Source organism: Pseudomonas grimontii (assembly GCF_007858185.1).
In the GTDB taxonomy this organism is placed as follows: Bacteria; Pseudomonadota; Gammaproteobacteria; order Pseudomonadales; family Pseudomonadaceae; genus Aquipseudomonas; species Aquipseudomonas grimontii.
In genome coordinates, this window is the sequence record NZ_VFES01000017.1 from 23125 (window position 1) to 38130 (window position 15006).

10 protein-coding genes are annotated in these 15006 nt (G+C 60.2%); all 10 read left to right on the forward strand.

The features are described 5' to 3' along the window. The first annotated feature begins 12 nt into the window (after window positions 1–12). The 10 genes from FIV39_RS23850 to FIV39_RS23895 all read left to right on the forward strand — a co-directional run bounded on the left by FIV39_RS23850 (window position 13) and on the right by FIV39_RS23895 (window position 14838). The gene (locus tag FIV39_RS23850) at window positions 13–1452 is read left to right on the forward strand and encodes a sigma-54-dependent transcriptional regulator (RefSeq protein ID WP_090399777.1); all 1440 of its coding nucleotides are present in this window, start codon (window positions 13–15) and stop codon (window positions 1450–1452) included. A 697-nt stretch (window positions 1453–2149) separates the two neighbouring features. Beyond that, window positions 2150–3553: a polynucleotide adenylyltransferase PcnB gene (locus FIV39_RS23855; protein WP_090399776.1), complete on the forward strand. Its 1404-nt coding sequence runs from the start codon at window positions 2150–2152 to the stop codon at window positions 3551–3553. A gap of 2 nt (window positions 3554–3555) precedes the next feature. Continuing rightward, window positions 3556–4053, forward strand: a complete 498-nt coding sequence (gene folK / locus FIV39_RS23860; RefSeq protein ID WP_090399774.1) for a 2-amino-4-hydroxy-6-hydroxymethyldihydropteridine diphosphokinase — start codon at window positions 3556–3558, stop codon at window positions 4051–4053. A 214-nt stretch (window positions 4054–4267) separates the two neighbouring features. Continuing rightward, window positions 4268–5068, forward strand: a complete 801-nt coding sequence (panB, locus tag FIV39_RS23865) for a 3-methyl-2-oxobutanoate hydroxymethyltransferase (RefSeq protein ID WP_090399772.1) — start codon at window positions 4268–4270, stop codon at window positions 5066–5068. Continuing rightward, a complete protein-coding gene (gene panC, locus FIV39_RS23870; RefSeq protein WP_090399770.1) occupies window positions 5065–5916 on the forward strand; it encodes a pantoate--beta-alanine ligase in 852 nt (283 codons plus the stop codon). The genes panB and panC overlap by 4 nt, the downstream gene beginning before the upstream one ends. 223 nt (window positions 5917–6139) lie before the next feature. Next, window positions 6140–7804, forward strand: a complete 1665-nt coding sequence (pgi, locus tag FIV39_RS23875) for a glucose-6-phosphate isomerase (protein ID WP_090399768.1) — start codon at window positions 6140–6142, stop codon at window positions 7802–7804. Between the two features lie 105 nt (window positions 7805–7909). After that, entirely contained in the window at window positions 7910–9847 is a 1938-nt protein-coding gene (acs, locus tag FIV39_RS23880) for an acetate--CoA ligase (protein WP_090399765.1), read from the forward strand. Window positions 9848–9863: 16 nt separating this feature from the next. Then, complete coding sequence (locus FIV39_RS23885) at window positions 9864–10733, forward strand: oxygenase MpaB family protein (protein ID WP_090399763.1); 870 nt, start codon at window positions 9864–9866, stop codon at window positions 10731–10733. A gap of 67 nt (window positions 10734–10800) precedes the next feature. Further along, window positions 10801–11817: a class I SAM-dependent rRNA methyltransferase gene (locus FIV39_RS23890; RefSeq protein ID WP_090399761.1), complete on the forward strand. Its 1017-nt coding sequence runs from the start codon at window positions 10801–10803 to the stop codon at window positions 11815–11817. Window positions 11818–11904: 87 nt separating this feature from the next. Further along, window positions 11905–14838 (forward strand): DUF748 domain-containing protein, encoded by a 2934-nt coding sequence (locus tag FIV39_RS23895; protein ID WP_090399759.1) that lies wholly within the window; start codon window positions 11905–11907, stop codon window positions 14836–14838. Window positions 14839–15006 lie beyond the last annotated feature (168 nt).

Below are 15006 nucleotides of genomic sequence, written 5' to 3' on the forward strand. Positions count from 1 at the left end.
AGAATTGAATCAATGCCGCACATTTTGATCGTCGAAGACGAAACAATTATCCGCTCTGCCTTGCGTCGCCTGCTTGAACGTAATCAGTACCAAGTCAGCGAAGCCGGCTCGGTGCAGGAAGCACAAGAGCGTTTCAGCATCCCCACGTTCGACCTGATTGTCAGTGACCTGCGCCTGCCGGGCGCGCCGGGCACCGAGTTGATCAAGCTTGGCCAGGGCACTCCGGTGCTGATCATGACCAGCTACGCCAGCCTGCGCTCGGCGGTTGATTCCATGAAGATGGGCGCGGTGGACTACATCGCCAAGCCGTTTGACCACGATGAAATGCTCCAGGCCGTGGCCCGCATCCTGCGTGACCGCCAGTCAGCCAGCAGCGCGCCTGCCGAACAACGCCCCGCCGGCAAAGCGACCAACGGCGCCGACAAACCGGGCGTCGACAATAGCAACGGCGAGATCGGCATCATTGGCTCCTGCCCACCGATGCAGGACCTGTACAGCAAGATCCGTAAAGTCGCGCCGACCGACTCCAATGTATTGATCCAGGGCGAGTCAGGCACCGGCAAAGAACTGGTGGCCCGTGCCCTGCACAACCTGTCCAAGCGCGCCAAGGCGCCGATGATTTCGGTGAACTGTGCAGCGATCCCCGAATCCCTGATCGAGTCCGAACTGTTCGGCCACGAGAAAGGCGCATTTACCGGCGCCAGTGCCGGGCGTGCGGGCCTGGTGGAAGCGGCGGACGGCGGTACGCTGTTCCTTGATGAAATCGGCGAGTTGCCGCTGGAAGCCCAAGCGCGACTGCTGCGTGTGCTGCAGGAAGGTGAGATTCGCCGTGTAGGCTCGGTGCAATCGCAGAAGGTTGATGTACGCCTGATCGCAGCCACCCACCGCGACCTGAAGAGCCTGGCCAAGATCGGTCAGTTCCGTGAAGACTTGTATTACCGCCTGCACGTGATCGCGCTCAAATTGCCGGCCCTGCGTGAGCGCGGCGCCGACGTCAATGAGATCGCCAGCGCGTTCCTGCTGCGCCAGAGTGCGCGCATCAACCGTACCGACCTGAAGTTCGCGCCGGACGCCGAGCAAGCGATTCGGCATTACTCGTGGCCGGGTAACGTGCGGGAGCTGGAGAATGCGGTCGAACGTGCGGTGATCCTGTCGGAAAGCCCGGAAATTTCCGCCGAGCTGCTGGGTATCGATATTGAACTCAGTGACTTGGAGGATGACGACTTCATCGGCCTGGCCCCGACACAGGGCGGCGGTAGCAATACCAGCCATGAGCCAACGGAAGATTTGTCACTGGAAGACTACTTCCAGCATTTCGTCCTTGAGCATCAGGACCACATGACCGAGACCGAGCTGGCACGCAAACTGGGCGTGAGCCGTAAGTGCCTGTGGGAACGGCGCCAGCGCCTGGGCATTCCACGGCGCAAGACCGGTGTGGCCAGCGAAAGCTGAGGGTGCGCCCCCACAGGTAACACCCACCGATGTGAAAAAACTGTTACCGCTGATTTGTCACGTAACAAAAGCCGGGGCTTACGGTAACGAAGCCCCGGCTTTTTTTGGCCCGTCAAAAACCCAAAACGACCTCAACCCCCCGGTTTTGCTGGGCGGCGAAAAAGTTGGCACGCACCCTGCTATATGCTTAGTACAAAAACAATAACAAGCTTTGTACAAGACAATAAAAATAAGACGAATCGACTCACGCATAACAAAAACAACACGGCGGAGGCGCAGCTAACTGATTCTTTTGGAGAGGCGTTGCATTTGGGGCTTGCCCCGCAACCAGGCCGAGAACAACAAAAACTGCCCTAAGGCAGAGCCTGAACTGGTTGGATCGTAGATCAGCAACACAGCGACCAAAGCAATCCGTTTGCTCTTGACTCCCGATTGGGAGTGTCATGAAGGTGAAGCTTCATGGCGAGGGCGATCAACAAAAACAAGAAGCCCGAAACCAATAATAAAAATAGAGCACGCAACTACTTCTGGGGGAGCTTCGGCTCCCCTTGTAGTTTCTGGAATTTGACGTTCAAACGCTTATGGCGCAATGCCTGTAGCTTGTTCCTACACCATCCCCTGACTAAATGCTAGAATCCCGGCCCATCATGCGGTCATTCTTCGTTATGGCCGAACATTCCTTCAAACAGTGCATCCCATGCTGAAGAAGTTGTTCCAGTCATTCCGTTCTCCCTTGCGTCGTACGCAACACAAACGCAGCACGCCTGAAGTGCTCAACAGCAGCCAGCATTCGCTGCAACGCGCCCAGTTCAGCCGTTATGCGGTGAATATCGTCGAACGTTTGCAGAACGCCGGTTACCAGGCTTATCTGGTGGGCGGTTGTGTACGCGACATGCTGCTCAATATCACGCCGAAGGATTTCGACGTCGCCACCAGCGCCACGCCTGAGCAAGTGCGTGCCGAATTTCGCAATGCGCGAATCATCGGCCGCCGCTTCAAGCTGGTGCATATCCACTTTGGTCGCGAAATCATCGAGGTCGCGACCTTCCGTGCCGGCCACCCGCAAAACGATGAAGAGGAAGACACTAATCAGTCTTCCCGCAACGAGAGCGGGCGCATCCTGCGCGACAATGTCTACGGCACCCTGGAAGAGGACGCGCAGCGCCGCGACTTCACCATCAATGCCCTCTATTACGATCCGGTCAGCGAACGCATCCTCGATTACGCCAATGGCGTACACGACATCCGCAATAACCTGATCCGCCTGATCGGCGACCCCACGCAGCGCTATCAGGAAGACCCGGTACGCATGCTGCGGGCCGTGCGCTTCGCCGCCAAGCTCAACTTCGGTATCGAGAAACACACCGCCGCACCGATACGCGAGCTGGCACCTATGCTGCAGGAAATCCCGTCCGCGCGCCTGTTCGAAGAAGTGCTCAAGCTGTTCCTCTCGGGCTACGCCGCCGACACCTTCGAAATGCTGGTCGACCTGCAATTGTTCGACCCACTGTTCCCGGCCAGCGCCGAAGCACTGGAACACAACCCGACCTATACCCACACGCTGATCAGCGAAGCGTTGATCAACACCGACCTGCGCATCAAGCAGAACAAACCGGTAACACCGGCGTTCCTGTTTGCCGCCCTGTTGTGGCCGGCCCTGCCCAAGCGCGTACTGCGCCTGCAGGACCGTGGCATGCCGCCGATCCCGGCCATGCAGGAAGCCGCTCACGAGCTGATCGCCGAACAGTGCCAGCGCATCGCTATCCCGAAACGTTTCACCCTGCCGATCCGCGAGATCTGGGACATGCAGGAACGCCTGCCCCGCCGCAGCGGCAAGCGCGCCGACCTGCTGCTGGACAACCCACGCTTCCGCGCCGGCTACGATTTCCTGCTGCTGCGCGAAAGCGCCGGTGAACAGACCGACGGCCTCGGCGAATGGTGGACCGACTATCAGGATGCCAATGACAGCCAGCGCCGCGACATGATTCGCGACCTCGGCAGCAAGGGTGATGCTGAAGGCGCTGGGCCGAAGAAGCGTCGTCGTAGTGGCACCAAGCGTAAACGCAGTGCTGCCGATGCCTCGGGCGCTGCGGGCGAATAAACGTGGAACGCATCTACATCGGCATGGGCAGCAACTTGGCCGCCCCGGACCAGCAATTGCGCAGCGCTATCGAAGCGCTGGCGCAATTGCCAGGCACTTGCGTCGCGGGTGTGTCCGCCTTTTACCAAAGTGACTCCCTGCTCCCGGGCCAACCGCGCTACACCAACGCGGTTGCCGCCCTGGACAGCAGCCTTGCGCCACTAGATCTGCTGGATGCGCTGCAAGCCATCGAAAACGACCAAGGCCGCGAGCGCCTGGAGCGTTGGGGCCCGCGCACGCTTGACCTGGACATTCTGCTGTTTGGCGATCGCCTGATCGACGAACCGCGCCTGAAGGTGCCCCACTACCAGATGCACCTGCGTGCGTTTGTGTTGTACCCACTGGCCGAACTGGCGCCTGCCGCCTTGCAATTGCCGGATGGCAAACGCCTCAGCACCCTGCTTGAAGCCTGCCCGTTTGTCGGCCTGGAACGGCTCCCCGTTGCTGAATCGCGTCAGTAACAGCGGTAACACCGCCATCGTAACAATGCGGTAACACATCCAATTGACTTCCCGTGTCCTCCTCACGACTATAGGCGTCCCGCTGCCGCCAACCCGGCGCTGAAGGGCGCAATCCAGGCCTTATAAGCACTGCTCTCAAGACAGTGCGCCTGTATAAACGAAGACTCACGCGCGTAACTCGCTGTTTCCAAGCGCCTGAACGAGGACCCTTTTCATGCCAGACATTACCCTGACCACCTTGCAGAGCCTCAAGCTCAAAGGTGAAAAAATCACCATGCTGACCTGCTATGACGCCACCTTCGCCCACGCCAGCTGCCAGGCCGGGGTTGAAGTGTTACTGGTAGGTGACTCCCTGGGCATGGTCCTTCAAGGGAATGACAGCACCCTGCCCGTCACCACCGATGAACTGGCCTACCACACCGCCAGCGTCAAGCGCGGTAATGACGGCGCATTCATCATCGCCGACCTGCCGTTCATGGATTACGCCACGGTCGAGCAGACCTTCCTGAACGCCGGGAAACTGATGCGTGCCGGTGCACACATGGTCAAAGTCGAGGGCGCCGTGTGGCTCGCCGAGTCGATTCGCCTGCTGGCTGAGCGCGGGGTGCCAGTCTGTGCACATATGGGCCTTACGCCACAGTCCGTGAACATCCTCGGCGGCTATAAGGTACAAGGCCGCAACGAAGCCCAGGCGCGCCAGATGCGTGCCGATGCCATCGCCCTGGAACAGGCGGGCGTTGCGATGATCCTGCTCGAATGCGTGCCCAGCGAACTCGCAGCAGAAATCACCCAGGCCGTTAAAGTGCCGGTGATCGGTATTGGCGCGGGCTCGGCCACCGACGGCCAGGTGCTGGTGCTGCACGACATGCTCGGCCTGTCGATGACCGGCCGCGTGCCGAAGTTCGTGAAGAATTTCATGACTGGCCAGGACAGCATCCACGCCGCATTGAGTGCTTACGTGGCCGAAGTCAAAGGCGTGACCTTCCCAGGCGCCGAACACGGATTCTCTGCATGAACACCGTAAAAACCGTACGCGAACTAAGAGCCGCCGTCGCCCACGCCCGCAAGGCAGGCAAACGCATCGGCTTCGTGCCCACCATGGGTAACCTGCACAGCGGGCATGCCAGCCTGGTCAGCAAGGCTGTGCAGCAGGCGGACTTTGTCGTTGCGAGTATTTTCGTCAACCCGCTGCAATTTGGCGCCGGCGAAGACCTGGACAAGTACCCTCGCACCTTGGCCGCCGACCAGGAAAAACTCCTGCAGGCCGGCTGCAACCTGCTGTTCGCTCCGACCGTCGAGGAGATGTACCCCGGCGGCATGACCGGCCAGACCCGCGTCAGCGTCCCGCAATTGTCCGAAGGTTTGTGCGGCGCCAGCCGTCCCGGGCATTTCGAAGGTGTGGCGACCGTGGTCAGCAAATTGTTCAACATGGTCCAGCCGGACATTGCCGTATTTGGCCAGAAGGACTACCAGCAACTGGCCGTGATTCGCGCCATGGTCCATGACCTGAACATGCCGATCCAGATCATTGGCGAGCCCACCGTGCGCGCCGATGATGGCCTGGCGCTGTCGTCGCGTAATGGCTTTCTCAGCGAAGAAGAACGTGCGATCGCACCGGTGCTGTACCGCAGCCTCAACCAGATTGCCGCAGCCATCAAAAGCGGTGATCACGACTTCGCCAGACTGCGCGCCGAACAGGTGCAGCAGATAGAGGCCGCCGGGTTGCGCCTGGATTACCTCGAAGTGCGCCAGGGCGTGCACCTGCGGACCGCCACGGCTGAGGATCGGGATATTGTGATTCTGGTGGCCGCCTTTCTAGGCACGACCCGCCTGATCGACAACCTGCATCTGAACCTCAACTGACCTCTCTGAACACCCCGCCGATTGCCCTGATCGCTGTGCCGGTATAAAAAAGTACCGGCCACAGCGCAGACAAAGCCAAGACATATCGACACGCTAGGTTTAATGTAATCGCCCTGCGCTATGGTTAGCGCTGTCTGGAACCCAATCCTTGAGATAAGACTGGATGTTCCGGACTTTGAAGTGTCCTAAAGGCAGTCCCCGTAATAAAAGGAAACCCGCAGCGATGGCGTACTACCGCACCCCTCATGACGTTACCGCTCTGCCCGCCTGGCAAGCGCTCAATCAACATCGCCAAGCCATGCAGGATTTCAGCATGCGCGAAGCGTTCAATGCCGATCCCCAGCGCTTTTCCCAGTTCACCTTGAGCAGCTGCGGACTTTTCCTCGATTACTCGAAAAACCTGATCACCAGCGAAACCCGTGACCTGCTGGTGGGCCTTGCCAAGGAAGTGAACCTCAAAGGCGCGATCGACGCACTGTACGCCGGCGAGCCGGTCAACTCCTCCGAAGGCCGCCCTGCCCTGCACACCGCACTGCGCCGCCCGGTGGGCGACAAGCTGTCGGTAAACGGTGTGAATATCATGCCGGACGTACACAAGGTGCTGAACCAGATCACCGACCTGGTCGGTCGCATCCACGACGGCCTGTGGCGTGGCTACACCGAGAAGCCGATCACCGACGTGGTGAACATCGGCATCGGTGGCTCGTTCCTCGGCCCGGAGCTGGTCTCTGAAGCGCTGTTGTCCTACGCCCATAAAGGCGTGCGCTGCCACTACCTGGCGAACATTGATGGCAGCGAGTTCCACGAGCTGACCATGAAGCTGCGCGCCGAGACCACGCTGTTTATTGTCTCGTCGAAATCCTTCAACACCCTGGAAACCCTGAAAAACGCCCAGGCCGCCCGCGCCTGGTACCTGGCCCAGGGTGGCTCGGAAGCTGAGCTGTATCGCCACTTCATCGCCGTGTCGAGCAACAACGCGGCAGCGGTGGCCTTCGGTATCCGCGAAGAAAACATCTTCCCGATGTGGGACTGGGTCGGCGGCCGTTATTCGTTGTGGTCGGCCATCGGCTTGCCAATCGCCCTGGCCATCGGCATGTCCAACTTCAAGGAACTGCTGTCCGGTGCCTACACCATGGACCAGCATTTCCAGAACGCGCCGTTCGAACAGAACATGCCGGTGCTGCTGGGCCTGCTGGGCGTTTGGTACGGCAACTTCTGGGGTGCGCAGAGCCATGCAATCCTGCCGTATGACCACTACCTGCGTAACATCACCAAGCACTTGCAACAGCTGGACATGGAGTCCAATGGCAAGAGCGTTCGCCAGGACGGCAAGCCGGTGTCCACCGATACAGGCCCGGTGATCTGGGGTGGCGTCGGCTGCAACGGTCAACATGCTTACCACCAGTTGCTGCACCAGGGCACCCAACTGATCCCCGCCGACTTCATCGTGCCGATCGTCAGCTTCAACCCGGTGTCCGACCACCATCAGTGGCTGTACGCCAACTGCCTGTCCCAGAGCCAGGCTCTGATGCTCGGCAAGACCCGCAGCGAAGCCGAAGCCGAGCTGCGCGACAAGGGCATCCCGGAAGACGAAGTGCAGAAGCTGGCACCGCACAAGGTGATCCCGGGCAACCGTCCGAGCAACACCCTGGTGGTTGAACGCATCAGCCCGCGTCGCTTGGGCGCCCTGGTTGCCATGTATGAACATAAAGTGTTCGTGCAAAGCGTGATCTGGGGCATCAACGCCTTTGACCAATGGGGCGTGGAGCTGGGCAAGGAGCTGGGCAAGGGCGTTTACAATCGCCTCACCGGTGCCGAAGAAACCTTGGCCGAAGACGCTTCGACCCAGGGCCTGATCAACTACTTCCGCGGTCGTCACCGCGGCTGATGCAGGTACCGCAAGGCCAACGTCCGTTTGGACGTTGGCCTTGAACCCTCTCCATACAGGGTGCATCTTTATGACTTGTCGCAAAAACAAGAATAAGGATCGCTCATGTTCGATATCAGCACGTTTCCCACCGCCGATGCCGTCCGCCGGGCTGCGCAACTCAGTCAAGAGGACTACCAGCGCCTCTATCGCCAATCCATCGAACAGCCGGACACGTTCTGGGCCGAACAGGCCAAGGGCTTTCTCGACTGGATAACACCGTGGCACACCGTCCAGCAGTCAGACATCAAGACCGGTGCCGCCCAATGGTTTGCCGGTGGCCAGTTAAACGTCAGCTACAACTGCATCGACCGTCACCTCGCGCAACGCGCCGATCAGCCGGCCTTCATCTGGGAAGGTGATGATCCTGCAAAATCTTCCAAAATCACCTACCGCCAACTGCACCAAAACGTCTGCCGCCTGGCCAATGTGCTGAAAAGCCGTGGTGTGAAAAAAGGCGATCGGGTGTGTATCTACATGCCGATGATCCCGGAAGCGGCCTACGCAATGCTGGCTTGCACGCGGATTGGCGCGGTGCACTCGGTGGTCTTTGGCGGGTTCTCACCGGACGCCCTGCGCGACCGCATTCTAGACGCCGACTGCCGCACCGTGATCACTGCCGATGAAGGCGTGCGCGGTGGTAAGCCGGTGGCGTTGAAACAGAATGTCGACAAGGCCCTGGCCAGTTGCCCCAACGTCAGCACGGTGCTGGTCGTACAACGCACCGGCGCCCAAGTGAATTGGAGCGAAGGCCGCGACCTCAGGTATCAACAGGTACTGGATGCGGCGAGCGACGATTGCCCTCCCGAACCGATGGATGCCGAAGACCCGCTGTTTATCCTCTACACCTCCGGCAGCACCGGTAAACCCAAGGGCGTGCTGCACACCACGGGCGGCTACCTGCTCCAGGCGGCAATGACCTTCAAGTACGTACTCGATTACCGCGACGGTGAGGTGTTCTGGTGCACCGCCGATGTGGGTTGGGTCACCGGCCATAGTTACATCGTGTACGGGCCGCTGGCCAATGGCGCCACTTCGCTGATGTTCGAAGGTGTGCCGAGCTACCCGGACAGTTCGCGCTTCTGGCAGGTCATCGATAAACATCAGGTGAATATCTTCTACACCGCCCCTACCGCCTTGCGCGCATTGATGCGCGAGGGCCACGGCCCGCTGGAGACGACCTCCCGCGCCAGCCTGCGCCTGCTGGGCAGCGTCGGTGAGCCGATCAACCCGGAAGCCTGGGACTGGTACTTCAACGCGGTGGGCGAACAGCGTTGCCCTATTGTCGATACCTGGTGGCAGACCGAGACCGGCGGCATCATGCTCAGCCCGTTGGTCAGCGCGCAGCGCATCAAACCGGGTTGCGCCACCCAGCCGATGTTTGGTGTACAGCCCGTGCTGCTGGATGAACAAGGCAAGGTCATCAGCGGTGCCGGCAGCGGCGTACTGGCGATCAAGGCCAGCTGGCCGGGGCAGATTCGCAGCGTCTACGGCGACCCGCAGCGCATGGTCGACACCTATTTCAAACCCTACCCCGGCTACTATTTCACCGGTGACGGCGCGCGCCGCGATGAGGACGGCGACTACTGGATCACCGGGCGTATCGACGATGTGATCAACGTGTCCGGCCACCGTATCGGCACCGCCGAGGTAGAGAGTGCGCTGGTACTGCATGACCAGGTGGCCGAAGCCGCCGTGGTGGGCTACCCCCACGACGTCAAGGGCCAGGGCATCTACGCCTTCGTCACCCCCATGAATGGCGTCGAACCCAGCGATGCGCTGAAAAAACACCTGCTGGAACTGGTCAGCAAGGAAATCGGCAGCTTTGCCAAGCCGGAACTGATCCAATGGGCACCGGCCCTGCCGAAAACCCGATCCGGCAAGATCATGCGCCGGATTTTGCGCAAGATCGCCTGCAATGAACTGGACAGCCTGGGTGATACCTCGACCCTGGCCGACCCCAGCGTCGTCGACGGCCTGATCGACAAACGCCTGAACCGATAGGAAAACCCGAGTCGCCATGGAATTTATCCGTACCCGTATCGAAACCCAGCTGATGAGCCTCACCGGCTTGTCACTGGGCCAACTGGACCTGGAAAACCCCAAGGGCGATCCTGGCCTGTTCGGACCGGACTCGGTCAGTTGGCAAGTCCATGGCGACTTCAGCAGCATGCTCATCGGCGGCATCAGTGCCTTGATGCTGCAAGCCTTGCACCCACTGGCACTGGCCGGCGTGTGGGACCATTCGAATTTTCGCCAGGACATGCTTGGGCGCCTGCGCCGTACCTCGCAGTTTATTTCCGGTACGACGTTCGGCTCGCGCAAGGACGCCGATTGGTTGATCGAAAAAGTGCGCACCATTCACCTGCAGGTGGTTGGCCATGCCCCGGACGGGCGGCCTTACGCGGCCAGCGATCCAGAGTTGCTGACCTGGGTACATGTGGCAGAGGTGAGCAACTTTCTTGCTGCCCACTTGCGCTATTGCAACCCGCACCTCTCTGGCCGTGACCAGGATCGTTACTACAGCGAGATCGCAGTCGTCGCAGAACGGCTGGGCGCGCAGCATGTGCCGCATTCACGGCAGGAAATTTCCGATTACCTTGAGAATATCCGCCCGCAATTACTGTGCGACGAGCGCAGCCGCGAAGTGCTGCGCCTGTTGCTGAACGCGCCCTCCCCCAGCACGTTGGCCAAACCTTTTGGCGCCTTGATGATGCAAGCCGGGATCGACCTGCTGCCAGACTGGGCCAGCACCCTGCTCGATCAGCACCAGAGCCCGCTGCAACGCCGGATGATCCGCGCTGGGGTCAAGCGCAGCGCGCCGTTGTTGCGCTGGGCGATGCGCAATGGTTCGGTGCAGCGTGCACACCGGCGGATGGGGTTGATGTAGGCAAGGCGCCATAGCTGTTAAACTCCGCGCCCTTATTTCCCCCATTTACCTAAGCAAGGCGCGCTCCATGTTTCCCTTGAATCAGGCGCTGCGCGCCGCCCTCGATCATCGCCAAGACCTGATCAGCGAGCTGCACGCCCAGGGCACCGACTGCTATCGGCTGTTCCATGGCAGCCAGGAAGGCGCCGGCGGCCTGACCATCGACCGCTATGGCCCGCAGTTACTGGTGCAAAGCTTCCATCAGTCGCTGGAAACCGCCGACCTGCTGGAACTGCACCAACTGATCAACCAGTACATGGGCCTGGAGTTGCTGCTGGTTTACAACGACCGCTCCCGCGGCAACTCGCGGGTCGATCGCGAAGATTCTGTATACCGCGCCGAACCTGCCGCGCTGGAAGACCTTGTGGGCCACGAATGGGGCCTCAACTACCGTTTACGCGGGCGCCACGCCGGCCAGGACCCGCTGCTGTTCCTTGACCTGCGCAATACGCGCGGCTGGGTCAAGGACCACAGCGCCGGCAAAAGCGTACTGAACCTGTTTGCCTACACCTGTGGGGTGGGCCTGAGCGCTGCTGCCGGTGGCGCGCGCGAGGTATGCAACCTGGACTTCGCCGAGGGCAACCTGGCGGTCGGGCGTGAAAACGGCCTGCTCAATCCACAGCTTCCACCCATGGAGTTCGTGCAATCGGACTACTTCCCGGCGATTCGCCAACTGGCCGGGCTGCCGATCACCCAGCGTCGCGGGCAGAAACTGCCGAGCTATCCGCGCCTGGAGCCGCGTCAATATGACTTGGTGTTGCTCGACCCGCCGGCCTGGGCCAAGAGTGCCTTCGGTACGGTCGACCTGTTGCGTGACTATCAGAGCCTGCTCAAGCCTGCACTGCTCGCTACTGCCGACAATGGCGTGCTGATCTGCTGTAACAACCTGGCAAAAGTCAGCATGGAGGATTGGCGTGAACAGGTGCTGCGTTGTGCACAAAAGGCTGGGCGTGCGGTGCGGGACTGGAAAATCATGACGCCAGGTGCGGACTTTCCCTCACAAGATCAACAGCCACCGCTGAAGACTCTGATACTGCAACTGTAAGAAGCATCCTAAAGGCCCGGTTCTTCGGAACCGAAAACCCGTGCCATACTCCAAGGCACTCCTGTTTGACATAGATGGCGCCGCCCCATGCCCAAAGGATTGATTCGCGCCGCTGGCGCCTTGTTGACTGCCCTTGCGTTGTACAGCTTGCTGGGTTTTCTGATTTTGCCTGGCATCGCTCTTCGCGTTGCCAACCAACAGTTGGCCAATTACGCCACGGTGCCAGCACGCATCGAACGGATCGAACTTAACCCGTTCAGCCTGGAAGTAACGGTATGGGGCTTGAAGATCGGCGAACCCGGTAAGGAACAGGTAGGTTTCGAACGGCTTTACGCCAACCTGCAGGTCGATAGCCTGTGGACCCGCGCCCTGCACCTGGCGGATGTGCAACTGGACAAGCCCAAGACCGAGTTGTTGTTCGACAAGTCAGGCGAGTTGAATCTGGCGCAGTTGTTCAAGTTGCCACCAAGCGAGCCTACCCCTGCCGACCCCGACTCCAAGCCGTTCCCGCTGCGTGTCGACAGCATCAAGCTGGCCGGCGGTTACGTGCATTTTCAAGACTTGCGCCCCAGCGAACCTATCGAATTCCTCTACGACACACTCGACTTCGAGCTGAAGAACCTCAGCACCCTGCCGGAAGACAATGCGGACATGACCTTGGTGGCCGCCGGCCCTGAAGGTGGGCAGATCGACTGGAAAGGCAACTTCAGCCTGGTGCCGATCACCTCCGAAGGTACGCTCAAAGTCACCGGTGGCAAGATGAAAGCCTGGTGGCCTTATGTGCGTGACGCCTTACCCCTGGTACTTGAAGACGGCGTGCTCAACTTCAGTACCGAGTACAGGTTCAGCCTGGCCAAAGAAACCGAGCTGAACCTGACCAACACCGCCGCCAGCATCGCACCATTCGCCATCAAGGCCCCGGATGGCCGGCCGTTGGTGCGCCTGGAGCGTTTGGACGTCAGCGAGACCACGGTGGACCTGGCCAAACAGCAGGTGGTGGTCGGCAAGATCCGCAGCAATAAGCTCGAAACCTGGGCGGCTCGCGAAGCGGATGGGCAACTGGACTGGCAAAAACTGTTCGCCGGCCAGCCGAACAAACCGGCCAAGGCGCCGGAGCCTGCCACAGCACCCGCCACGGCTGATTCGCCAAAGCCTGCGCCCGTTGCCCCGAGCAAGCCATGGCAAGTGCTGCTCAAGGACGTCCAACTGCGCAACTACCAAGTGCATTTGGCCGACCGTCAGGCTAAGCCTGCGGTAGCGCTGGAGCTGGGCCCGTTGAACGTCGACGTGCAGAACTTCGACAGCCTCAACCAGAGCCCCTTTACCCTGAAGGTCGACACCGGCCTGGGCAAGCAGGGCAAGATCCAGGCAACCGGCACGGTCAACCTCAACCCGGTCAGCGCCAAGTTGAAGGTCAATACCAAGGACATCGACCTGCGGGTCGCCCAGTCCTATATCAGCCCGTTTATCCGTCTGGAATTGCGTAGCGGCATGCTTGGCAGCGACCTGGACGTGAACCTGAAAAGCACCGATCCCCTGGCGCTGCAGATCACCGGCCGCGCGCAGGTCGACCAGTTGCATACCCTCGACACCCTCAAGACCCGCGACTTCCTCAAATGGCAGCGCCTGGTGCTCGAAGGCGTGAACTACCAACACGGCGACAGCCTGTCGATCGACAAGGTCAACCTGCTGCAACCGTATGCGCGCTTCATGATCAACGATGATCGCACCACCAACGTCGACGACTTACTGATCCCACAGCCGGCCGACAGTGGCGCCAAATCGTCAGCCAAACCCGCCGCTAGCAAAGACAAGCCGCTGGGTATCCATATCGGGCAGATTGCGATCAACGACGGTTCGGCCAACTTCGCTGACTTCAGCCTCACCCCCAACTTCGCCACTGCGATCCAACAGCTCAACGGGCAGATCGGCACCATCGACAGTCGCCAGGCCAAGCCGGCGAGCGTTGACATCAAGGGCAAGGTGGACCGTTATGCACCGGTCACCATCAAAGGCAGCGTGAACCCGTTTGACCCGATGGCGGCGCTGGACATCGCCACCAGCTTCAAACGTGTCGAGTTGACCACGCTGACGCCTTACTCGGGCAAGTTCGCCGGCTTCCGCATCCGCAAGGGCCGCCTCAACCTTGACCTGCACTACGTGATCACCAAGGGCCAGTTGAAGGCTGAGAACAAAGTGGTGGTCGAGCAATTGCAACTGGGCGAAAAAGTCGACAGTGCCGATGCCGTGGACTTGCCGATTCGCCTGGCAATCGCCTTGCTCAAGGACAGCGACGGCAAGATCTCCATCGAACTGCCCGTATCCGGCGACCTGAATAACCCGCAATTCAGCGTGATGCCAATTGTGTGGCAAACCCTGCGCAATCTGGTGGTACGAGCGGCCACTGCGCCGTTCAAGTTTATTGGCGGGTTGGTCACCGGAGGTGGAGCGGAGGACCTGGGCAGCGTGTCGTTTGCGGCGGGTTCCAGCGAATTGAACAAAGACGCCGAAGGCGCCCTGAACACCTTGGCCAAGGCGCTGAAAGAACGCCCTGCCCTCCGCCTGGAAATCGAAGGCACGGCCGCAGCCAGCAGCGACGGTCCATTCCTGGCGGCCCAGCGCCTGGAGCGGGAATACCAATACAACTACTACAAAATGCTGCAGCGCCGTGGCGATAAAGTGCCAGCCCAAGCTTCCTTGCTGGAAGTTCCTGAGAGCGAAAAGGCCCCCTTGCTCGAAGGCATTTACCGCACCCGCTTGAAACAACAGCCTCCAGCAGAATGGAAGGACCTGAGCAGCAATGAGCGCTCCGCCAAGCTGAAAGACGGCGTCATCAAGTTCTGGAGTGGCAGTGACGTGCTGCTGCGCCAGTTGGGCCAGGACCGTGCGAGCACGATCAAGGACTACTTGGTGGATAAGGCGCAGCTGGAGGACGACCGTGTCTACTTCATTGACGCGCAACTGGGCCAGGCAGAGAAAGATGGTCGCGTGATAACACCGATGCATCTGGACGCCGAATAGGCGCCCACGACAAGCCGCTGTCGCATTACTTTCCCGCCACAATAGAACAGGCCCCGACACAGAAGTGCCGGGGCCTGTAATGACCACATCCGTGTGGTCGGTCGCATGAAACTTAGAGGTGCATTGAGTGGATATCTAACTCACGCGCCGCCGCCGCTAGTTCAGACG